We start from the raw sequence: 21,624 nt of genomic DNA on the forward strand, positions 1-21,624 counted from the left end.
CCCGACCGTCCCGCCCCGCCGGGCCGCCCGCTCTCGGCTCAGACCAGATCCACCAGATCGGCGATCGAGTCCACCACCTTCGTCGGCCGGAACGGATAGGTGTCGACCTCGTGAGCCGACGTCAGCCCCGTCAGCACCAGGAACGTCGCCATCCCGGCCTCCAACCCCGCCAACACATCGGTGTCCATCCGGTCACCGATCATCGCCGAGGTCTCCGAGTGCGCCCCGATGACATTGAGCGCATGGCGCATCATCAACGGATTCGGCTTCCCGACGAAGTACGGCTCCTTCCCCGTCGCCTTGGTGATCAACGCCGCCACCGAACCGGTCGCCGGCAACGCCCCCTCCGGCGACGGACCGGTGTTGTCCGGGTTCGTCGCGATGAACCGCGCACCCCCGTTGATGAGCCGGATCGCCTTCGTCAACGCCTCGAACGAGTACGTCCGCGTCTCACCCAGAACCACAAAATCCGGATCGACATCGGTCAGTACGTACCCCGCGTCGTGCAGGGCGGTCGTCAAGCCCGCTTCCCCGATCACATAGGCGGTACCGCCCGGCCGCTGGGTGTCCAGGAACGTCGCCGTGGCCATGGCCGACGTCCAGATGTTCGCCACCGGCACGTCCAGCCCGATCCGGTTGAGCCGGGCGTGCAGGTCCCGCGGCGTGTAGATCGAGTTGTTGGTGAGCACCAGAAAAGGACGGCCGGAATCCCGGAGCTTCTTGATGAAGGCATCCGCGCCCGGCACGGGAACGCCTTCGTGCATCAGCACACCGTCCATATCGGTGAGCCACGATTCGATGGGCTTGCGCTCAGTCATGGCCCTACCGTAAGAGGCGCCCCAGCTCACATGCCATGGGAGCGACGCCCCGAAGATCCGCCCGCACACCGTGCGATCCGCCCGCACACCGTGCGAAAACGCGGCCCCCGCCCGACCCGCCCGCGTTGGGGGAGAACCGACGGCGCACGAGCGGGCAAGCACGGAGTCCGACCGCCCCCTCCGCGCAAGCGGTCAGCGGCGAGACCTCCGCCGTCGGGGCCCCCGCCCACCCGATCGGCGCAGCCCCGCACCGCCCCGGATGCGCCCACCGGCGGACCGGCGGACCTTCGGAGTAACCGGAGGTACACCATGCGCTCACCGCAACTCGCACTCTGTGCCGCGGTCGCGGCGTGCGCGGTGACGACGGCTCCCGCGTACGCCGACGACGGACCCGGCACCCACACCACCCAGACCGCCGTCACCGCCACCCCGGCCGCCCCCGCCCACGGCACCCGGGCCACTTTCCCCACCGGGACACACCTGGCCCTCACCCCGCCCGCCCGGACCCACCTCGTACCGGATCGGGCCGTCGCCCGCCGCGAACTGAGCAGCACCTCCGCCGTCGCCCTCGTCCTGGCGGGCGGCGCCATCCTGGTCATCGCGGGCCAACTGCTCCGCCTCAGACTCCGCCTCCGCCGCGAACGCCACGGGAGCGACGGTGCCGACGAACACTGAACGACGGGCCACCCCCACGCCCACCGAGCAGGCGGGCACCTCGACGGACGCCGCGACACAACGCCAACGGAGACCCTCCCCCCGGCCCCTCTGGGGCGTCGCCTGGGCCGCCCTCCTGCTCGCGTGCTGGCTCTGCGGCGGCGCCCCCGCACCACTGACCAGCAGCCCCGCGCTCCTGCCCCCGACCGGCGACGCCACCGTGGACCACGCCCCGGCCACCGGACCCCCACCGCCCCGCGACACCGCACCGCAACCACAACACGACTGAGGCCCCCCGCGATGCGAGGGGCCTCAGTCCTACGTGCGCCGCCAGGGACTCGAACCCCGGACCCGCTGATTAAGAGTCAGCTGCTCTAACCAACTGAGCTAGCGGCGCGCGCTGACGAAGAAAACTCTACACGAACTCCGAGGGTGGTCCGTACCCAAGAACGCCCCACCCACGCCCCCACCTCATGTGATCCCCGCCACCTCGCACTCGCCCCTCCCGCCCCACCACTCGCCACCACCCCAACTGCACCCCGCCTTCCTCTCCCCGCCCCCTATCTCATCAACACCCCCTCCGGCCCGGGGCGAAGGTCCTGCCACCTCGGGACCTTTGCCTGCCGTCGCGCCCGAATTGGTCTGTGAAGATCGAGTTCGTAGCCGTAGCGCAACAGTTGCCCCGTCAACATGCGGTATCTCCTGCCAGTTGAGAGGCTGACGCCAGCGCCGGGGCGCGGCGGGCCGACGCCGGGGCGCACGGCCCCACGAGCAGTCGGCCCGGAGGAGATGTGGCATGACGGTCCCCGGACACCCCGCACCCGGCACCGCGCACGCCACCCCCCGCCCGACCGGGAGCCCGGACCCCCGCCCGCCCTTCCCCCGCGGATCATGGCGTCCATCACTACTCCGCCGTCACCTGCAACCCCATCCCGCAAGCCGACGTCTGCTAGGACGCGAGCCCCGACCCGGGGCCCCGGGACTCGCCCCTCTTCGGAAAGGTTGATCGTCGTGGTGTCGACAGCCAAGCGCACCCTTGAGATGCAGCTCCTCCTCGGGCCGGACGAAACGGTTCCGGTGGCCGGCCGGTTCGGCTACCGCAGCGATCGCCCCTACGAGGTCGAGGTCGCCTTCCTCAGTCGCGGCGAGGCGGTCGCCACCTGGCTGTTCGCCCGCGACCTGCTGCTCGGCGGGCTGTACGAAGAGGTCGGCGAGGGCGACGTACGGGTGTGGCCCGCCCGCCGCGCCGCGGCACCCCGCCGCGTACACATCGAGCTCGCCACCGACGACAGCGTCTGCGAGCTGACGGTGCGCGCGACGGAGCTCACCGCCTGGCTGGAGCAGACCGCGGCCATCGTCCCGCCCGGCCACGAAGACCGCTATCTCGATATGGACGCCCACCTGGCCCGCCTGCTTGCGGGGAAGTGCTGATGACTCCCACTCCCATGACGACGACGCCCGACGCCCGCCCCGCGATACGCGCGACGCCCACCACCGCAACGGGCACCCCAGGTGCCCCGACGGCCGCACGCGCCCTGGCCGCCCGGGCCGACGCCGACCCCGCCGTCCGCATCCCCGTCCAGGGCGGCCCGAACGGCACGAGCCCCGGCTCCACGGACGCGGCCGACACCGCGGCCGCCGACTGCGACGCGTCCGGCGCCCCGGCACCGCACGACCCGTGCGCCCACGGCTTCCTCCCCGAGCGGCCGCCCGTCCGCTCCATGATCGGCACCTGGACCCGGCTGGACGCGATGGCCCGCGCAGCGGCCGTCGCGCCCGACCGTGCCACCGCCGTCGCCGTCATCGAACGCGCCGACCGCGCCGATGAATTGGCCGCCCTGCGGCAGCGCGTCTCCCGCCTCTCGCCCCGCAACGCCGAGGCCGCCGCGATGCGCGTCGCGGTCATCGCGGTCTCCTGCGGCTGGGGCGCCCTCGACCCGCAGGCGCCGGCCGCCCGCGAGGTCGCCAACGACGCGTTCCTCGAACTCTGGTCCGCCATCGCGCACCGCATCGACCACGACCAGTTCGTCGCCCTGCCCACCCTCGCGCTCCACAACTGGGCCCCGGAACGCAAACCGCGCCGCCACATCCCCATCGACCAACTGGCCCGCACCGAACAGCTGGTGCCGATCGTCCGCTGGGCCCCGGAAGGCCAGCCGCTCAGCCGCCTGGACCGGCTGATGCTCGCCGCGACCCGCCTGGAGGCGCACGGCATCTGGCTCTTCCGCCTCGCCGACACCCTGGCCGGCCGCGCCCCCGACGACTCCTCGACCCCGACGGCGCTGCGCCGCCTGGTCCGCATCCAGCACGCCCTGCGCGCCCAACTCCACTCCGAGGCAACGGAACTGGCCGCCGCCCCGGCCACCGACCAGCAGCGCGCGGTCCTCGGCGCGCTGGCCGAACAGGGCGCCCTGGAACCGCCGGTACTCCAGGCCGCGGACGCCGTACTGGGCATCGGCGGCCGCCGCCTCGGCGAGGGCCGTCGCCAACACCTGCGCCGCCACCTCCCGGCCCAACACCGCGCCTGGCTCAGCGCCATGGACCGCCACTGCGCCCCCGTCCGCACCCTCGCCCACCGCGGCGGCCCCGACGCCGCCGTCTACCGCGAGGCCCAGGAATCCCTCATCGCCCTCCGCCGCACCTACACCGCCCTAGTCCAAACCGCCGCCGCCCCGTCCCCAGACCCCGTCAGGGAAGCAGCCGCCTGACTCTAGGGCCCGGGCATCCCCGGGGCCCGGGGGCGCCCGGGGGCGCCGAGCACCTCGGCGGCCTGGAGGCGACAGCTCGCGCCCGCGCACGGCCGCCGGACTGCACGCGTCGATCCCGTCGAGTGACGCCTCAGGCACCGACCTACGCCTCAGGCACCGGCCCGTGTCTTAGACATCGACCTGCGTCTTAGACATCGATCTGCGTATCGGACATTGACCTGCGTCTCAGGCGCCGGCCCGCGTCTGAGGCATCAGCCTGCGCCTCGGACATCGGCCTGTGTCTCAGGCGCCCGTGGTGCCGTCGATGCGTTCCCGGATCAGGTCTGCGTGGCCGTTGTGGCGTGCGTACTCCTCGACCATGTGGACCAAGATCCAGCGCAGTGAGACGCCCTGGTCACCCACGTGTGCGGCCTCCTGTTCCGAGAGCTTGCCGGTGTCCTCCAACGACGATCCGGCGATCAGCTCCCTGCTCCGCGCGACCTCCGTGCGCCAGTGGTCCAGGACCTCGTCGCCCCCGCGGCCGGGGGCGACCGCGAAACCGTCGCCCGCGTCCCCCGCGTGCAGCGGTGGCGCATCCAGACCCGCGAACACCCGCTGGAACCAGTTGCGTTCGACCTCTGCCATGTGCTGGACCAGGCCCAGCAGCGTCATCGACGACGGCGGCACCGAGGCCGTCCTCAACTGATGGTCATCGAGGTCGGCGCACTTCAGTTCCAGCGTGGCGCGATGGAAGTCCAGCCAGCTCTCCAGCATCTGACGCTCCCCGGCCTGCGGGGGCGGAATGGGGCGGCCATCCGGTGTTGTACCCATGCGAGCACTCTCACACGGACCGCCGCTCCAGACCGTCACCACCACAGGGCGAGCCCCGACACAGGCGAGCCCCGAAGCGAGCGCTGCGCAGGGCAGGCCGCGGGGCGCGCACCACGGTGAACGGTGTGGTGAGGTGTGGTGAGCGAGCGGCATCGTGGGCGAGCGACGCGGCCGATGTTGCAGATGCCGTGTCGATGCCGCTCAGACATGAACGCTTCATGGTCTAGACATGGTCAAGTCCCCTCACTAATCTGCCGGTTGGTCTGGACCACACTTCGGTGCCATGCAGTTGCAGTTGCAGTGCAGGGCGCTGCGCTGCATTTCACTTGGCTCGCAGAACTCCCTCCCTCCCCCCCCACGTTCTTCAGGAGCGAAGCATGCGGAAAAAGCTCACTGCCGCCGTGATCGGCCTAGGTGTCGTCGGAGTCTCCTTTCTCGCAACGGGGAGCGCATCCAGCCACGGCTACAGCGATGCGCCCCCGAGTCGTCAGGCGCTCTGCGCCAACGGAACCGTCAAGGACTGTGGTGCGATTCAGTACGAACCTCAGAGCGTCGAGGCGCCCAAGGGATTCCCGGCCGCCGGGCCGGCCGACGGCAAGATCTGCTCGGGCGGGCACGACAGCTTCGCTCAGCTCGACGATCCGCGCGGTGGCGCATGGCCCGCGACCAAGCTGTCCCCGGGGCAGGGCTACACCTTCACCTGGCGGATCACCGCGCGTCATGCGACCGCGGACTTCGAGTACTTCATCACCAAGGACAGTTATGACCCGACCAAGCCGCTCACCCGCGCCGACCTCGAACCCGAACCGTTCATGAAGGTCCCGATGAGTGGTGCGCGGCCGGGGGAGACGGTGCAGCATCAGGGCACCGTCCCCACCCTCAAGTCCGGGCACCACATCATCCTGGGCGTATGGAACATCGCGGATACGGGCAACGCGTTCTACGCCTGCTCGGACGTCGATCTGGCCTGACCTCGCTCGGGTCGCTACCTCCGCCCCTGCTTCTGGCCCGTCCCCTTCTCCTGGTCCTCCTGGTCCTGTCTGTTGCCAGTCCGGACGTGGGGTGTGCGGCGTCCGGTCGCTGATCCGGCGGTAGTTGTTGCGTCTTCATCGGGCCTCCCCGCCCCTTCTCCGGGGAGGCCCTCGCCGCCCCGGGGCTCTGCGTGTCCGTTGTGCGGATCCGCTGTCGCCTGTCGTCTCGTTGTGTAAGAACGGTACGGCCGGCGGGAGTTGGTGGGCGTCACACCACGGGTTGGTGTTCCGGAGAGGTGGGGGTCGACCCAGGGGTTGATGGGGGTGGGGAAGTAGTTCTCCGGTCCGGTGGCCCGCCCCTCTCCTGCGCCCTTTCCCTGCCCTCCGTCCCCGTCCTCCGTTCTCCGTCCTCCGTGGGCCACTATCCGTTCCACTCTCCAAAATTGACGATGCGTCAGTTAAGCTCCGCCGCCATGGTGGCCGACAGCTCTCGCAGCGACAGCCCGCTCACCCCCGACGCGCACGCCCACCCTCCCGCCGCCCACGAGACGCCCGGGCATCCCGCCGCCAGCCGTGCACCGGGCCGCCACCCCGCCGCCAGCCACGCATCCAGCCCCCGCACCGTCGCCGAGCTCGTCCAAGCGCAGTGGGGGGACCACCGCATCGCGCTCAAGCACCGGGAGACGACGCTCACCCACCACCAAGTGGCCGCCGCGGCCGCCGCGCGGGCCGCGCTGCTGGGCGAGGCGCTGCCGCCGGGCGCGGAGCCGCACATCGGGGTGCTGCTCGACAACGTCCCGGAGTTCCCGCTCTGGCTCAGCGCCGCTGCGCTCGCCGGGGCCGCCGTCGCCGGCATCAACCCCACCCGCCGCGGCCCCGAACTCGCCCGCGACATCGCCCACACCGACTGCGCCCTGCTGATCACCGAACGCGCCCACCTCCCGCTGCTCGCCGGGCTCGACCTGCCCATCCCGCCCGAGCGCGTACTGATCACCGACGATCCCGCCTACCGGGAACTGCTCGCTCCCTACGAGGGCGCGCGGCCCGAGGACGCCCTCGGCGCCGCCCTTCGTGGCAGCGGACAGCGCCGCGCGACCGCCCCGGGCCCCGGCACCCGCATGCTCCTCTACTTCACCTCCGGATCCACCGGCGCCCCGAAGGCCGCCCTCTGCACCCAGGGCCGGCTGACCGCCGCCGGCCAGTCCCTGGTCCGCTACTTCGGCGTGCGGAAGGAGGACGTCCACTACCTCTGCATGCCGATGTTTCACGGCAACGCGGTGATCGCCGGCTGGGCCCCCGCGCTCGCCGGCGGCGCGGCCGTCGCCCTGCGCCGCCGCTTCTCGGCCTCGGCTTTCCTCCCCGACGTTCGCCGCTACGGCGCCACCTACTTCACCTACGTCGGCCGGGCCGTCCAGTACCTCCTCGCCACCCCGCCCGCTCCCGACGACCGCGACCACCCCCTGCGTACCGGATTCGGCACGGAGGCCGGCGCCGTCGACATTGCCCGCTTCGCCGACCGCTTCGGCGTCCGGTTGGTCGAGGGCTACGGCTCGTCCGAAGGTGGCGCGGCGCTCCAGCGCACCCCGGACACCCCGCCCGGTGCCGTGGGCCGCCCCGCCCCGGGGGACGACCTCGCCGTCGTCGACCCGGATACCGGCGACGAACTGCCGCGCGCCCGATGGGACCGGGCCGGCCGCCTCCTCAACGGGGACGAGGCGATAGGGGAGTTGGTCAACCGGGGCCGCAGCTCCTTCGAGGGCTACTGGCGCAACCCGGAGGCCACCGCCGCACGCACCCGGGGCCGGGCCCAAGGGCGCATCGGCGCGGGCTGGTACTGGACCGGTGACCTGTTCTTCCGGGACGCGGCCGGCTTCTTCCACTTCGCCGGGCGGACGGACGACCGGCTACGGGTCGACAGCGAGAACCTGGCCGCCGCGATGATCGAGAACATCCTCGCCCGGTACACCCCGGCCACCGGCGCCGCCGTCTACGCCGTGCCGGACCCGGTCGCCGGCGACCAGGTCATGGCGGCCCTCGCGCTGCCCGACGCCGCGGCCTTCGACCCGGAGGACTTCGCGGCCTTCCTCGCCGCCCAGCCGGACCTCGGGACGAAGATGGCCCCCCGCTTCCTCCGGATCGTCGCCGCCCTGCCGGTCACCGCGACCAACAAGGTGCACCGGGCTGCCCTTCGGACCACCGGTTTCCGCGGCCCGGACCCGGTCTGGTGGCGCCCGATCGAACCCCGCCCGACCACGCGCCCCTCCGACACCACCCCCTGGCGCTACCGCCTCCTCACGGACGACGACCGGGCCGCCCTCGCGGCGCGGTACCGCGCGCACGACCGAGAGCATCTCCTGGACCGGTGACCCCACACCGGACGCGCTCGCACCCCTCACAACGGAACCCGGCAAGCGAGATCCAGCAGACGAGACGAGACCCAGCAGACGGGATTCGCCAAGCGGAGAAGGAGGCGAAGAAGGAGGCGGAGAAGGAAGGCGAAGAAGAGAGAGGAAGCCGAAGAGCCGAAAACGAAGTGGGCGCCCCCGGTAAACCGAGGGCGCCCACTTCCTACGTGCGCCGCCAGGGACTCGAACCCCGGACCCGCTGATTAAGAGTCAGCTGCTCTAACCAACTGAGCTAGCGGCGCGCGCTGACGAAAGAAATACTACCTGGTCGAGAGGGGTGCTCATGACCACCCCGGGCGGGGCCCCACACGACGCCCCACGGGACCCACGGCCTCGTCCTCGGCCCCGGGACGCCCAGCAGCCGAAGTCGCCCCGTCAGGGCGACACCCCACCGGACACCCCGGCAACGGTGCCACCAAGATCCCCCCGCCTCAGATCGCCAACGACAGCAAAACCGGCGCGGCCTTGCGATTGAGGGCGTCGGCGGCCTGCCGGAGGCGGTGCGCGTTCTCCAGCGGCATGGACAGGGTCAGGCACCCCACCGTCTTGCCGGCGGTGATCGGAACCGCGGCGCAGACCGTGCCGACCGCGTACTCCTGGAGGTCCAGGACGGGGACGGTCGGTGGTTGGCTGTCCAGCTTGTGGAACAGCACCTTCTCGTTGGTGATCGTCCGGGAGGTGAGCCGGGCGGTCTTGTGGCGCGAGAGGTGGTCCATCCGACCGTCGTGGTCGAGCTGGGCCAGCAGGCACTTGCCGACCGCGCTGGCGTGCGCGGTGCGGCGGAACTCGGCCCACTCGTTGACCTTCGGTGCCAGTGGACCGTCGGCGTAGTGGAGGATCTTCACCTCGCCGTCGATGTACCGGCTGATGTAGACCGCCGCTCCGACCGAGTCGCGCAGCTGATCCAGTGTGCGTTGCAGCTTGTCGCGCAGGGCGCGGCTGCGGTCGGAGCCCGAGCCCAGCAGGAGCAGCGACTCGCCGACGACGTATGCACCGTCGGCGAGTTGATGCGCGTAGCCTTCGCGGCGCAGCATGGACAGCATCTGGGTGAGGTGGGCTGCCGACAGACCGGTCTCGCGAGCGATCTGCGCATCGGTCACGCCATCGGCGTGCCGCGAGATCGTTTCGAGTACGCGAAGGGCGTGCTGCACCGAATGGAACGGCGCGGTCGGCTCGGGCTTCAGCGCCACGGTGTCCCCCTAGGAGGTTGGTACCGCTTGCGTCGTGACCGTCGATCGGGCGCGACCTACGCGGAACGCGGGGCGCTTCCGGTCAACGGGCTCGTATCACGATAGCGGTCAACGGGCCCGGATGGAGGGGGTCTTGACTGAAAAGCGGGGTGGTTCACGCGTCTGTGCAGGCGCCCTGCACGCTGGCATATGCCCAGGTCATGACCAGGTCGGCCAATATCGCGCGGACCGGCGGCAACGGGGGGTCGGGAGCGGTCCGGGTGGGGTGCCGAGGACGGCGGTTGACGGCCCCTGGTGACGTGCGGAGTTGACGGAGTGTCGGGTTTTCGCCTGAGGCTCTGGTGCCCCAATTCTGCTACGGGTGCTCGCCCTTCCGTCTGGTGTGCGTACGCCTCATGTGTACCGTGCGCCTCAGAGGGCTCAGGGGTCTCGGATGTCTCAAAGGCGGTGGCGCGCCCGGCCCGGCGCCCGAACGTCCGAGACCGGGACGCGGATGGGGCGTACGGGAACGCGCACCACATGCCGCGCTCCCGCACGCCCCAGGGCGGCGCCCCTTCAACGAGCCGCTCGCCGCGCCCCTACAGGACCGCGCTCAGGAACTCCCGGGTCCGCTCGTGCTGCGGGGCCGTGAAGATCCGTTCCGGCGGGCCGAATTCGATGACCCGCCCGGCGTCGAACATCATCACGCAGTCCGAGATGTCCCGGGCGAAGTTCATCTCGTGGGTGACGCAGAGCATGGTGATGTCCATGGAGTGGGCGATGTCGCGCAGCAGGTCCAGGACGCCGGCCACCAGTTCCGGGTCGAGGGCCGAGGTCACCTCGTCCAGCAGCAGGACCTGCGGGCGCATCGCCAGGGCCCGGGCGATGGCGACGCGTTGCTGCTGACCGCCGGAGAGCTGCGAGGGGTACTTGTCCAGATGGGCGGTGAGGCCGACGAGTTCGAGGAGGTCGCGGGCGCGCTCCTCGGCCGCCTCCGCGTCCAAACCGAGGACGTGCACCGGGGCTTCGGTGAGGTTCCGCAGCACCTTCATGTTGGGGAAGAGGTTGAACTGCTGGAAGACCATCCCGATGTTCTTGCGGATCTCGCGGCTGTAACGGTCGCTCGCCGGGACCAGTTTGCCGCCCTTCTCCTCGTGGGTGAGGTACCGGCCACCGAGCTTGATGGTGCCCTCGTCCGGTTTGAGCAGCGTCATCAACAGCCGCAGGATCGTGGTCTTTCCGGAGCCTGACGGGCCGATCAGCGTGACGTGTTTGCCGGTGTAGACGCTTATGTCGAGGGAGTCGAGGACGGTGTGCGCACCGAAGCGCTTGCTGACCTGGTCGAAGCGGATCAGCTCGGTGGCCCCGGAGGCGGCCGCGGGCGGGGTGTTCGGGGTGTGCGGGTCAGCGGACAAGACGGCGCTCCAGGGCTCGCAGGAGAAGGGAGGCGGGGTAGGCGAGGGCGATGAAGGCGACGCCGACGACCGTGTACGGCTCGACGGTCTGGAAGGTCTGGGACGAGAACTGCCGGGCCTGGCCCAGCATTTCCAGCACGCCGATGGCGAAGAGCATCGGCGAGTCCTTCAGCATCGCGATGACGTAGTTGCCCAGGGCCGGCGCGACGCGGCGGACCGCCTGCGGCAGGATCACCGCCGTCCAGGTGCGGCGGCGCGGCAGGCTCAGCGCGACGGCCGCCTCCCACTGGCCGGCCGGGACGCCGTCGATGCCGGAGCGGTAGACCTCGGCGGTGTACGTCGAGTAGTGCAGGCCCAGCCCGATCACGCCGGTGGCCAGCGCGCTGAGCGTCACGCCCCACTCGGGCATCACGTAGAATAGGAAGAACAGCTGCACCAACAGGGGGGTGTTGCGCACGAATTCGGTGAACGCGGTCACCGGCCAGCGCACCGCCCTCAGGGACGAGCGCTGCGCCAGCGCCCAGACCAGGCCGAGCGCGAAGGCGATCAACGAGCCCAGGACCAGGGCCTCCAGGGTGACCAGGACGCCCTGCCAGAACATCGGCAGGAAACGGCCGACCGCGGACCAGTCGAAGGTCATCGGGCCTCACCTTCCGCGGGAGTGGCGGTGCCGGTGATCGCCGGGCCGGTGGCCGGGCGCAGCCGTGGCCGCGGCCTCGGTCGCCCGGTCGGGGCCTGCCCGACGCCCGCCTTGGCGCGCCGCTCCACCGCCCGCATCCCGCGGGTCAGGGCGAACGCGAGGACGAAGTACATCACCAGGATGATCGTGTAGACGGGGGCGCTCTGGGTGGTGGCGTTGCGCACCAGGGCGGCGCCGAAGGCGATGTCGCCGACGCCCAGGATCGACACCAGCGCGGTGCCCTTGAGCAGTTCGATCAGCAGGTTGTTGAACGGCGGGACCATCCCCGGCCACGCCTGCGGCAGGACGACCTTCCGCAGCTCCTGCGCGGGCGAGAAGCTGAGCGCGACGGCCGCCTCCCGTTGGGCCGCCGGCACCGCGGCGATCGCGCCCCGGACGACCTCGGAACCGTACGCGCCGTACGTCAGGCCCAACGTCAGCACCGCGGCCCACATCGGGGCCAACTGCCAGCCGAACCCCAACGGCAGCACGAAGAACACCCAGAACATCAGGATCAGCGCCGACGTGCCGCGGAAGATCTCGAAGTAGGCCCCGGACAGGAACCGCACCAACCACCGGCGGTGGGTGCGCGCGAGGCCGATGCCGAACGCCACCACGGCGGCCAGCGCCGCGCTGTAGACGGTGAGCTGGACGGTGACCCAGACGCCCCTGAAGAGGAGTTGCCACAGACCCCAGGTGATGTCGCTCATGGCCGACACTTCTCCTTGGCGGTGATCTTCGTCATCTGCCGGGCGGTGAAGCCGAACGGCCGCATGAGGTCCAGGAGTTCGCCGGACCGCTTCATCTGGTGCAGCTCCCGGTTGAAGGCGTCCCGGAGGTGGGTCTCCGGGGTGCGGAACGCGAAGGCGCCCACGTCGATCACCGGCTTCCCGTTCAGGTACGGGGTGACCTCGGGCGTGGCCTGCGCCTGGGTGGTCCGCGACTGCCGCACGACGTTGCGGACCGTCACCGCGGTGCCGACGAAGACGTCCACCCGCCCCTGCTCCACCGCCAGCAGACCCGCCAACTGGTCCGGCAGCGTGGTGATGTTGGTGACCCCGGCGGCCTTGGCGTAGTCGATCTCGGCGTAGCCGACGCCGGTGGCCATCCGGGCCCGGGTGCGTGCGATGTCCTTGTAGGTGCGCAGCTTCAGCGGATTGCCCTTGCGGACGAGGAAGGCGTCCAACATCTGGTACTCGGGATCGGCGAAGATCACCTGGGCGCAGCGCTGGGGATTGATGTACATCCCGGCCGCGACGACGTCGAACTGCCGGGAGTTCAGCCCGACGATCAGCGAGCCGAAGTCGGTGGGGAACGGCTCGACGCGCGGGACGCCGAGCCGCTTGAAGATCACCCGGGCGATGGTGGGTGCCGAACCGGTCATCTTGCCGTCGGTGCCGATGTAGCCGTAGGGCTGCTCGCCGGCCAGGCCGAGGGTGACCGAGCCCTTCTTCCGTAGCTGCTCCAGGAGTTGCCCGCCGCCCGTGGTCTTCGCGGTCGGGACCCGGCTGCACCCGCTCGCCGCGCCCATGGCCCCCGCTGCGCCGAGCGCCGCCACCCCCGCGAGCAGCGACCGGCGGCGGATGCCGCTCGTCCGATGTCTGGATATCTCGGGTCTCCGGGGGCCGGGTTGTCGGTGGTGTGACCCCTGATTGTCTGAGGTGTTGCCCTGTGACCGAGCCATGGGCGCGCGGTTACCCGGACCGTTCACGCCTATGCCGATCGTTTCCAGCCCTTCACATCGCCGCGGGAGATGTTCCGTACGCCGGTAATGCCCCCTACGCTCGGGATATGACCGATCGCTTCATCGAAGTCTCCCTGGACAAGCGCGGCGTGAGCTGCACGGCCAAGTTGCTCGACGATCGCGCCCCGCTCACCTGTGCCGCCGTCTGGGACGCCCTGCCGCTCGGCGGCGACGTCTACCACGCCAAGTACGCCCGCAACGAGATCTACGCCCTGGTCCCGCCGTTCGCGCCCGAGGAACCGCCGCTGGAGAACCCCACCATCACCCCGATCCCCGGCGACCTCTGCTACTTCACCTTCAGCGACACCCAGTTGGGCACCGCCTCCTACGGCTACGAGAGCGCGGCCAAGCACCGCGGCCGCGCCACCGTCGTCGACCTCGCGCTCTTCTACGAGCGCAACAACCTGCTGATCAACGGGGACGCGGGCTGGGTGCCGGGCATCGTCTGGGGCGCGGTCGTCGAGGGCCTGGACCGGATGGCCGACGCCTGCCAGGACCTCTGGCGGGCCGGCGCCCTGGGGGAGACCCTCAGCTTCCGCCGCGCCTAGCCGGCCCGCCCAGCGGGGGCGGCGGCCACCGGAAATACCCACCGCCCCCGCCGCGTTGAGGCCCCGCAGGGGGCCCAGCCACCCCTTACGGCATCCGTTCGACCGCCCCCTACGGAACGCCCCGCGGACCGCCCCCAAGGACCCCCCTACGGAACCGGCGGCCCCGGGATCCCCGCGGCCCCCGCCTCGTACAGCGCGTGCGCGGCGCGCAGCACCAGGGCGTCCGCGTGCCGCGCCGCCACCAACTGCACCCCGATCGGCAGCCCGTCGCCGTCCACCCCGCAGGGCACGGTCGCGGCGGGCTGCTGGGTGAGGTTGAACGGGTAGGTGAACGGCGTCCACCCCGTCCACCGCGCGTGGCCGGAACCAGGCGGTACTTCCAGGCCGCCGGCGAACGCGGTGATCGGCTCGGTCGGCGTCACCAACAGGTCGTAGACGCTGTGGAACCGCCCCATCGCCCGTCCCAGCGCCATCCGCACGTCCACCGCCGCCAGGTAGTCCAGCGCGCCGTACCGGGCGCCCTGTGCGCAGACCTCCCGCAACCCCGGGTCCAGCAACTCCCGCTCGGCCTCCGGGAGCGGCTGCACCAGCCGGGCCGCGCCGCTGAACCACAGCGTGTGGAACGCCTCCACCGGGTCCGCCACCCCCGGGTCGATCTCCTCGACGGCCGCGCCGAGCCCGGCCAGCGCGTCCACCGTTCGCCGCACCGCCGCCGCCACCTCCGGCGCCACCGGCACATCCCAGCCCAACGACGGGCTGTACGCCACCCGCAGCCCGACCACGCCCCCCGTCAACGCCTCCCTGAACGACCCCTCCAGAGGGGCCAGCTGCGACCAATCCCGCCAATCGGGGCCGCAGATCACGTCCATCAACAGCGCCGCGTCCGCCGCGTCCCGCGTCATCGGCCCCACGTGCGCCAGCGTCCCGAACGGGCTCGCCGGATACGCCGGCACCCGCCCGTAGGTCGCCTTCAGCCCGAAGATGCCGCAGAACGACGCCGGGATCCGCACCGACCCCCCGCCGTCCGTGCCCAGGCTCAACGGCCCCGCCCCCGACGCCACCGCCGCCGCGCTGCCCCCACTGGAACCGCCCGAGGTGCGCGCCGGATCGTACGGATTGCCCGTCACCCCGTGCCGCGGGGAGTCGGTGACGCCCTTCCAGCCGAACTCCGGCGTGGTGGTCTTGCCGACGAACACCGCCCCGGACTCCCGCAGCCGGGCCACCGCCGGCGCGTCCTCGTCCCACGTCGCGCCGTCGGCCCGCACCGTCCGCGACCCGCGCAGCGTCGGCGTGCCCCGGGTCAGCAGCAGGTCCTTGACGGTGACCGGAACCCCGTCCACCGGCCCGTCCGGCGCCCCGCGCCGCCAGCGCTCCGCCGAGGCCGCCGCCTGCGCCAGCGCCTGCTCCGCGTCGATCCGGGTGAAGGCGTTGAGGCTGGCCTGCGTGGCCTCGGCCCGCTCCAGCACCGCCTCGACCACCTCGACCGGGGAGAACTCGCCGGCGGCGTAGCCGGCCGTCAGCCGGGTCGCGGTGAGGTCGGTGAGGCGGGTCGGTCCGTTGGTCATGCGTCCTCCGAGCGTCGGCCGCCCCGGGCGGGACGGCGGGCGGGGCACGGACCGCCGCGGGCCGGGCCCGCCACGGCCCGCGCGGTCACTGCACCGGTACGTACCCGAGGCGTTTGTCGACCACGTTCAGCAGCGGAGCCCCGGCCGCCCACCGGTCGAAGTTGTCCTGGAACTGCTCGGCGAGCACGTCCCGCCAGCCCAGGGTGTCGCCGCTCATGTGCGGGGAGACGATCAGGTGCGGCACGTCCCACAGCGGGCTGTCCGCGCCCAGCGGTTCGGCCTCGAAGACGTCCAGCGCCGCCGCCGCGATCCGCCACTGGCGCAACGCCGCGACCAGCGCCTCCTCGACGACCAGCGGCCCGCGCGCGACGTTGACGAACCGGGCCCGGCCGGGCATCAGCGCGAACGCCTCGGCCCCGAACATCCCCCGGGTCTCCTCGGTCAGCGGCGCCGCGCAGACCACCCAATCCGCCTGCGGCAGCAGCCCGTTCAGCGCCCCGGCCCCGTGCACCCGGCCGAACGCGGGGTCGTCGGTCCGCTCCCGGCGGCCGACCAGATCCACCGCGACACCCAGTGCCAACAAGGTGGTGCCGATGGCCCGGCCGATCGGCCCGGAACCCACCACCACCGCGCGGGTCCCGGCCAGCCGCAGCGTCTCCCGGTGCTGCCACCGCCGCTGCCGCTGGAGCTCCCAACTCCCGTAGAAATCCTTGGCCATGGCGATCACCAGCCCCGCGACGTACTCGGCGATCGGCTGCTCGAAGACCCCGCGGGCGTTGGTGACGACGGTGTCGTCGGCGACCAGTGCCGGGCACAGCAGCCGGTCCACGCCGGCGCTCGCGGTGTGCACCCACCCCGGCCGGGGGCCGCGTTCCGGCCAGCTTTCCCGGATCGCGTCGGAGGTGAAGTCCCAGGCCAACAGCACATCGGCGGTGGGAAGTAGGCCGGCCAGGGTCTTCTCGTCGGCGAAGACGACCTTGGCCCGGCCGGCGATCCGATCCAGCTGGGGGAGGGGATCGGAGCCCAGAACGAGGACGGTGCGCTCGGTGCTGCCGGTGCTTTCGGACATAGGCCAGAAACCGTTCTGAAACGAGTGCCCCGTATCAAGGAACAGGGCGCCGACAGATGCCTGAGATGCGAGGATTGACCACGCTAAGAAGTCGTATCTACCGTGTCAACAACGGCTCTGTCCCGACGTCCCCGGCTTGTCCGGTGTTGTTGCACAACCTCTCCGGCCACTGGCCGTGCCACATAGCCCTTCGTGCCTTCTAGGGGCCCTTATGGACGTCTCCTTTCTGGGTGGCCCGCAGCCGCAGCTCGGCGTGGGCGTCGTCGCCCCCTTCGACTTCGCCCTCGACCGCGAACTGTGGCGCTGGGTACCCGACGATGTGTCCCTGCACCTCACCCGAACTCCCTTCGTGCCGGTCGAGGTCAGCCTCGACCTGGCCCGCCTGGTGAGCGAGCACGAGACCCTGGACGCCGCTGTCCAGGCCCTGTGCGCCGTATCGCCGCAGGTCGTCGCGTACGCCTGTACCTCCGGCAGCTTCGTCGGCGGCATGGTGGGCGAACGCGCGATGTGCGCGGCCATAACGCAGGCCGGGGAGGTCCCCGCGCTGACCACCTCGGGCGCCGCGATCGAGGCGCTCCACGAGATCGGTGCCCGACGCATCGCCGTCGTCACCCCGTACACCAAGTCGGTCACCGATTCCCTGGAGGAGTTCCTCGGCGAAGCGGGCGTCATCGTCACCGGCCGCGCCTATCTGGGGCTCACCCGGCACATCTGGAAGGTCCCCTACCGCGACGTCGTCGACATGGCCCGGGCCGCCGTCATCGGTGCCGCCGACGCCCTGTTCATCAGCTGCACCAACCTGCCCACCTACGACGTCATCCCCCAACTGGAAGCCGAGTTGCGGATGCCGGTGCTGTCCGCCAATCAGGTGACGATGTGGGCGGCGCTGCGCATGATCGGCGCCGAGGCCGTCGGCCCGTACCAGGCGCTGCTCGACCCGGTGGCGCGCAGCGGCCCGGCCGCCATGACCGGCACGCAGCCCCCGCCGCGGAGCGGCCCCGGACCGACCCCCGAGGCCGCCTTCGCGGGACCGCCGGCCCCGCCGCCCGACGCGGAGCCCGGCGACGGCCCCGAAACGCCCCCGTACCTCCCCGACGACCCGGGCCAGCCCCCGGTCTGACGCCCGGTCCGCCGCACCCCGTACCACCGCTCGCCCCCACCCGTAAGGGAGAACTGCATGGCATCGGTCGGCTTCCTCTACCCCGGCCACTCCGCCGAGGACGACTACCCCCGGCTCGAAGCGCTCCTGGACGGCGCGGTCCGCCTGCCGCTCGTCCACACCGACATCGGCGAGGACGCCCACCGCGTCGACGCCCTACTGGAGATGGGCTCCGCGGCCCGCCTCGCGGCCGGTGTCGACGCGCTGCGGGAGCGCGGCGCCGAGGCCGTCGTCTGGGCCTGCACCAGCGCCAGTTTCATCTACGGCCGGGAGGGCGCCCAGCAGCAGGTGCGGGAGCTGTCGGCGCGGGCCGGGCTGCCGGCCTCCAGCACCTCCTTCGCCTTCGCGCACGCCGTGGCGGCCCTCGACGTCCGCCGGGTCGCGATCGCCGCCACGTACCCGGCCGATGTCGCCGAGTACTTCCACGCGTTCTTGAAGGCCGCCGACATCGAGGTCGTCGCCACCCGTGGCAGCGGCATCATCACCGCCGCCGAGGTCGGCACCTGGGGGCGCGAGGAGGTGCTCGCGCTGGCCCGCGCCGGCGACCACCCCGACGCGGAGGCCGTCCTGCTGCCCGACACCGCCCTGCACACCGCCGCCCATCTGCCCGCCCTCGAAAACGCGCTCGGCAAACCGGTGCTCACCGCCAATCAGGTGACGGTCTGGGAGGGCCTGCGGCTGCTCGACCGCCCGCTGGCCTGCCCGGAGCTGGGCGCGCTGTTCTCCCGCCCGGCCGGCGCCTGACGGCCCGGCCCCGCCCGCCCGCACCCCTCGGCTCCCGGTCTCCACCGGGAGCCGCTTCATGGCCGGAATCCGTACCCCCGCCCCGGGAATAACCGGAGAACTTCTCCGGTTAACCTCCTCGCAAGCCACCGATGGCGAAACGCGCGACGCGAGGAGGACCCGCACCGTGAGCGGCGAAGACCAGCAGACCCGGGGCAGCAACGGCCGTCCCGGGGACGACGGAATCCGGGCCACCGCCCCGGGCACCGCACCCGTCCCCCTCTCCGTGCTCGACCTGGTGACGGTCGGCGCCGGCACCACCGCGACCGACGCCGTCCGCACCTCCGTCGAGCTGGCCCGCACCGCCGAGCGCCGCGGCTTCCACCGCTACTGGGTCGCCGAGCACCACTCCATGCCCGGCGTCGCCTCCTCCTCGCCCGCGGTGCTGCTGGCCCATCTCGCCGCCCACACCGACCGCATCCGGCTCGGCTCCGGCGGCGTGATGCTGCCCAACCACGCCCCCCTGGTCATCGCCGAGCAGTTCGGCACTTTGGAGGCGATGGCCCCCGGCCGCATCGACCTCGGCCTGGGCCGCGCCCCCGGCACCGACGGCGCCACCGCGGCCGCCCTCCGCCGCACCGAGCGGCTGCACGAGGGTGCCGAGGAATTCCCGCAGCTGCTTGCGGAGTTGACCCGCTTCCTCGACGACGACTTCCCCGCCGGCCACCCCTACGCCCGGATCCACGCCGTCCCCGGCCCCGTCCAGGCCACCGCGCCCGGCGGCGTCCAGTCCCCGCACCGCCCGCCCCTGTGGCTGCTCGGCTCCTCCGGCTTCAGCGCCCAACTGGCCGGCACGCTCGGCCTGCCGTTCGCCTTTGCCCACCACTTCTCCGCGGCCAACACCCTCCCGGCCCTCGACCTCTACCGCTCCTCGTTCCGCCCCTCCGCGGTGCTCGCCGAGCCCTACGCCCTGATCGGCGTCTCCGCGCTGGCCGCCGAGGACGAGCGGGAGGCCGACCGCCAGGTCCGCACCGGCGCGCTCGCCATGCTCCGGCTGCGCACCGGCCGCCCCGGCCTCGTCCCCACCCCCGAGGAGGCCGCCGCCCACCAATTCAGCGACGTGGAACGGGACTTCGTCGACAGCTGGCTCGGCAACGTCATCCACGGCACCCCCGACGCCGTCCGCCAGGGCCTCGACGACCTCGCCAAGCGCACCGGCGCCGACGAGCTGATGATCACCGCCAACGCCCACACCGGCGCGGCCCGCCGCCGCTCCTACGAGCTCATAGCCGACGCCTACGGGCTCCCGCAGGGCTGACACACGACGCGGGGCGCGCGCCGGTTCAACCGCACGCGCGCCCCGCATCCAACAGCGCCTCCACCCGATCCGGCGCCACCGGCCGGGAGTACAGCCAGCCCTGCCCGGTGTCGCAGCCGATCCGGCGCAGCCGCTCGGCCTGCTCGGCGCTCTCCACGCACTCCGCGGTCACCGTCAGCCCCAGCCGGTGCGCCAGCGCGACCAGCGCCTCCACGATCATCTCGTCGGCCGGATTGGGATGTTCCTGCGAGCGGAAACCGTGCACGAACGAGCCGTCCAACTTCAGCGTGGACACCGGGAGTCGGCTGAGGTAGGCGAGGTTGGAGTAGCCGGTGCCGAAGTCGTCGATGGCGATCCGCACGCCCATGTCGCTCAGCGCCTGCAACGCCTGCAACGGCCGGCCCGCCGACCCCATCACCGCCGACTCGGTCAGCTCCAGCTGCAACAGCCGTGGCGGCAGCCCGGTCTCCGCCAGGATTCCAGCCACGTCCGCGACCAGGTCCGAATCCCACACCTGACGCACCGCCACATTCACGCTGACGAACAGCGGTTGGTCCCCGGGGTGCGCCAACTGCCAGGCCCGCGCCTGATAGCAGGCCCGCGAGAGCACCCAGCGCCCCAGCTCGACGATCGAGCCGTTCTCCTCGGCCAGCGCGATGAACCGATTCGGCGACAACACCCCGAACTGCGGGTGCCGCCACCGCACCAGCGCCTCCACGCCCTCCGCCCGGCCGTCCCCCAGCCCCACCAGCGGCTGGTACTCCAGCGTGAACTCCCCGCGGTCCACCGCCGGCCGCAGCGTGCTGGACAGCGCCTGCCGGGTCATCCGGTGGGCATTGCGCTCCGGGTCGAAGAGCGTCCAACGGGCCTTGCCGTCCTCCTTGGCCCAGTACAGCGTGGTGTCCGCGGCCTGCATCAGCCCCGTCGCCGTCGTGCCGCTGGCCGCCCGCTCCACGACGCCGATGCTCGCCGACACCGACAGTCGCTGCCCCGCCAGGTCGAACGGCCGCTGGAGCGCGTCCAACACCGACTGCGCCAGCTCCGCCACCTGGTCGGTGCCGGTGGAGTCCTCCACCAGCAACGCGAACTCGTCGCCGCCCAACCGGGCCACCAGATGCCCACCGCGGCCCGACCCGCGCTCCGCGGCCTGCTCCGCACAGTGCGTCAGCCGCTTCGCCACCGCGCCCAGCAGCCGGTCGCCGACCCGGTGCCCCAGGGTGTCGTTGACCGCCTTGAAGCCGTCCAGGTCCAGATAACACAGCCCGATCCGGCCGGTGCCCGCCCGGTCGAAGGCCGCCGTCTCCAGCGCCGCCGAGAGCCGCTCGAAGAACAGCGCGCGATTGGGCAGCCGGGTCACCGGGTCGTGCATCTGCAAGTGCCGCAACCTGGCCAGCAGATCGTGCCGGTCGCTGATGTCCGCGGCCGACAGCAGCACCCGCTCCTCACCGCCCAACGGCCCCTCGGTGACCGGCTCGACGGTCACCTCCACCCACACCGACGTCCCGTCGGACCGTTTCAGCCGCCGGGTGCAGCGCAGCCGGTCACTGCGGCCGCACAGCACCTCGCGGTAGGCCGTCCACACCCGCGGATCGGCCCCCAGGTCGGTGAGGTCCGCGGCGTTGGCCGCCACCAGGTCGTCCGGATCGGTGCCGATCAGCTCGCCCAGCGCGGGGTTGGCCGCGAGCACCAGCCCGTCGCGGTTGAGGACCGCCATCGGGAGGTTCGCGGCGTGGAAGGCGGCGCGGTAGTCGCCGAGCGAGGCGGCGGTGCCGTCGCAGCGCGCCGAGGCGTCGACGGCGCCCGGGGGAGCGGGCCGGACTCCCGATTCTTTGGTCGCACCCTCACGGTCCGTCACCGAGGGCAGTGTCG

General features: G+C 72.0%; 20 protein-coding genes and 2 tRNA genes. 10 read left to right on the forward strand and 12 right to left on the reverse strand.

Annotated features, from left to right (window positions below; all coding sequences use genetic code 11):
• Positions 1-38: 38 nt before the first annotated feature.
• Positions 39-818, reverse strand: coding sequence for an HAD-IIA family hydrolase (locus ACFVFQ_RS16035; RefSeq protein ID WP_383415301.1), 780 nt, complete (start codon positions 816-818; stop codon positions 39-41).
• A 309-nt stretch (positions 819-1,127) separates the two neighbouring features.
• Here ACFVFQ_RS16035 and ACFVFQ_RS16040 point away from each other — a divergent pair, with 309 nt between their 5' ends.
• Both ACFVFQ_RS16040 and ACFVFQ_RS16045 read left to right on the forward strand, forming a co-directional pair.
• Positions 1,128-1,493, forward strand: coding sequence for a hypothetical protein (locus ACFVFQ_RS16040; RefSeq protein WP_383415303.1), 366 nt, complete (start codon positions 1,128-1,130; stop codon positions 1,491-1,493).
• On the forward strand, positions 1,477-1,761 hold the full coding sequence (locus ACFVFQ_RS16045; protein WP_383415306.1) for a hypothetical protein: 285 nt from the start codon (positions 1,477-1,479) through the stop codon (positions 1,759-1,761). The genes ACFVFQ_RS16040 and ACFVFQ_RS16045 overlap by 17 nt, the downstream gene beginning before the upstream one ends.
• A gap of 34 nt (positions 1,762-1,795) precedes the next feature.
• Here ACFVFQ_RS16045 and ACFVFQ_RS16050 read toward each other — a convergent pair.
• Positions 1,796-1,869: transfer RNA gene (locus ACFVFQ_RS16050), tRNA-Lys, on the reverse strand.
• 614 nt (positions 1,870-2,483) lie between these two features.
• Here ACFVFQ_RS16050 and ACFVFQ_RS16055 point away from each other — a divergent pair.
• Together ACFVFQ_RS16055 and ACFVFQ_RS16060 are read left to right on the forward strand one after the other, a co-directional pair.
• Complete coding sequence (locus ACFVFQ_RS16055) at positions 2,484-2,903, forward strand: SsgA family sporulation/cell division regulator (RefSeq protein WP_383415309.1); 420 nt, start codon at positions 2,484-2,486, stop codon at positions 2,901-2,903.
• Positions 2,903-4,180, forward strand: a complete 1,278-nt coding sequence (locus ACFVFQ_RS16060; protein WP_383415312.1) for a hypothetical protein — start codon at positions 2,903-2,905, stop codon at positions 4,178-4,180. The genes ACFVFQ_RS16055 and ACFVFQ_RS16060 overlap by 1 nt, the downstream gene beginning before the upstream one ends.
• 282 nt (positions 4,181-4,462) lie before the next feature.
• On the opposite strand, the gene ACFVFQ_RS16065 is transcribed toward ACFVFQ_RS16060, so the two are convergent.
• Positions 4,463-4,990 carry a DinB family protein gene (locus ACFVFQ_RS16065; protein WP_383415315.1) on the reverse strand — a complete coding sequence of 176 codons (528 nt, stop codon included), beginning with the start codon at positions 4,988-4,990 and terminating at the stop codon, positions 4,463-4,465.
• A 377-nt stretch (positions 4,991-5,367) separates the two neighbouring features.
• Here ACFVFQ_RS16065 and ACFVFQ_RS16070 point away from each other — a divergent pair, with 377 nt between their 5' ends.
• Both ACFVFQ_RS16070 and ACFVFQ_RS16075 read left to right on the forward strand, forming a co-directional pair.
• The gene (locus ACFVFQ_RS16070) at positions 5,368-5,961 is read left to right on the forward strand and encodes a lytic polysaccharide monooxygenase (RefSeq protein ID WP_383415318.1); all 594 of its coding nucleotides are present in this window, start codon (positions 5,368-5,370) and stop codon (positions 5,959-5,961) included.
• A gap of 473 nt (positions 5,962-6,434) precedes the next feature.
• Entirely contained in the window at positions 6,435-8,327 is a 1,893-nt protein-coding gene (locus ACFVFQ_RS16075) for an AMP-binding protein (RefSeq protein ID WP_383415321.1), read from the forward strand.
• 207 nt (positions 8,328-8,534) lie between these two features.
• Here ACFVFQ_RS16075 and ACFVFQ_RS16080 read toward each other — a convergent pair.
• From ACFVFQ_RS16080 to ehuB, 6 genes are all read right to left on the reverse strand, one after another.
• Positions 8,535-8,608 (reverse strand) — tRNA-Lys (locus tag ACFVFQ_RS16080).
• A 189-nt stretch (positions 8,609-8,797) separates the two neighbouring features.
• The gene (locus ACFVFQ_RS16085) at positions 8,798-9,556 is read right to left on the reverse strand and encodes an IclR family transcriptional regulator (protein ID WP_383415324.1); all 759 of its coding nucleotides are present in this window, start codon (positions 9,554-9,556) and stop codon (positions 8,798-8,800) included.
• A 578-nt stretch (positions 9,557-10,134) separates the two neighbouring features.
• The gene (gene ehuA / locus ACFVFQ_RS16090; RefSeq protein ID WP_383415326.1) at positions 10,135-10,950 is read right to left on the reverse strand and encodes an ectoine/hydroxyectoine ABC transporter ATP-binding protein EhuA; all 816 of its coding nucleotides are present in this window, start codon (positions 10,948-10,950) and stop codon (positions 10,135-10,137) included.
• A complete protein-coding gene (ehuD, locus tag ACFVFQ_RS16095) occupies positions 10,940-11,590 on the reverse strand; it encodes an ectoine/hydroxyectoine ABC transporter permease subunit EhuD (RefSeq protein WP_383415330.1) in 651 nt (216 codons plus the stop codon). The genes ehuA and ehuD overlap by 11 nt, the downstream gene beginning before the upstream one ends.
• Positions 11,587-12,339 carry an ectoine/hydroxyectoine ABC transporter permease subunit EhuC gene (gene ehuC, locus ACFVFQ_RS16100; RefSeq protein ID WP_383415333.1) on the reverse strand — a complete coding sequence of 251 codons (753 nt, stop codon included), beginning with the start codon at positions 12,337-12,339 and terminating at the stop codon, positions 11,587-11,589. Before ehuC ends, ehuD begins: the two co-directional genes overlap by 4 nt.
• Positions 12,336-13,160 (reverse strand): ectoine/hydroxyectoine ABC transporter substrate-binding protein EhuB, encoded by an 825-nt coding sequence (gene ehuB / locus ACFVFQ_RS16105; RefSeq protein ID WP_383415336.1) that lies wholly within the window; start codon positions 13,158-13,160, stop codon positions 12,336-12,338. Before ehuB ends, ehuC begins: the two co-directional genes overlap by 4 nt.
• Before the next feature lie 260 nt (positions 13,161-13,420).
• Here ehuB and ACFVFQ_RS16110 point away from each other — a divergent pair, with 260 nt between their 5' ends.
• Positions 13,421-13,921, forward strand: coding sequence for a DUF3830 family protein (locus ACFVFQ_RS16110; RefSeq protein ID WP_383415339.1), 501 nt, complete (start codon positions 13,421-13,423; stop codon positions 13,919-13,921).
• A 146-nt stretch (positions 13,922-14,067) separates the two neighbouring features.
• Here ACFVFQ_RS16110 and ACFVFQ_RS16115 read toward each other — a convergent pair whose 3' ends face one another.
• The gene (locus ACFVFQ_RS16115; protein WP_383415342.1) at positions 14,068-15,486 is read right to left on the reverse strand and encodes an amidase; all 1,419 of its coding nucleotides are present in this window, start codon (positions 15,484-15,486) and stop codon (positions 14,068-14,070) included.
• An 85-nt stretch (positions 15,487-15,571) separates the two neighbouring features.
• The gene (locus tag ACFVFQ_RS16120; protein ID WP_383415345.1) at positions 15,572-16,555 is read right to left on the reverse strand and encodes a D-2-hydroxyacid dehydrogenase; all 984 of its coding nucleotides are present in this window, start codon (positions 16,553-16,555) and stop codon (positions 15,572-15,574) included.
• 211 nt (positions 16,556-16,766) lie between these two features.
• Between ACFVFQ_RS16120 and ACFVFQ_RS16125 the strand changes: the two genes are divergently transcribed.
• The 3 genes from ACFVFQ_RS16125 (at position 16,767) to ACFVFQ_RS16135 (ending at position 19,755) form a co-directional block, all read left to right on the forward strand.
• Positions 16,767-17,675 (forward strand): decarboxylase, encoded by a 909-nt coding sequence (locus ACFVFQ_RS16125; RefSeq protein ID WP_383415347.1) that lies wholly within the window; start codon positions 16,767-16,769, stop codon positions 17,673-17,675.
• Between the two features lie 57 nt (positions 17,676-17,732).
• Positions 17,733-18,458, forward strand: coding sequence for a decarboxylase (locus tag ACFVFQ_RS16130; RefSeq protein WP_383415350.1), 726 nt, complete (start codon positions 17,733-17,735; stop codon positions 18,456-18,458).
• Between the two features lie 166 nt (positions 18,459-18,624).
• Positions 18,625-19,755 carry an LLM class flavin-dependent oxidoreductase gene (locus tag ACFVFQ_RS16135; protein ID WP_383415352.1) on the forward strand — a complete coding sequence of 377 codons (1,131 nt, stop codon included), beginning with the start codon at positions 18,625-18,627 and terminating at the stop codon, positions 19,753-19,755.
• 25 nt (positions 19,756-19,780) lie between these two features.
• On the opposite strand, the gene ACFVFQ_RS16140 is transcribed toward ACFVFQ_RS16135, so the two are convergent.
• On the reverse strand, positions 19,781-21,610 hold the full coding sequence (locus ACFVFQ_RS16140) for a putative bifunctional diguanylate cyclase/phosphodiesterase (protein ID WP_383415355.1): 1,830 nt from the start codon (positions 21,608-21,610) through the stop codon (positions 19,781-19,783).
• Between the last annotated feature and the right edge of the window lie 14 nt (positions 21,611-21,624).

It is taken from the genome of Streptomyces sp. NPDC057743, from assembly GCF_042798755.1.
In the GTDB taxonomy this organism is placed as follows: Bacteria; Actinomycetota; Actinomycetes; order Streptomycetales; family Streptomycetaceae; genus Streptomyces.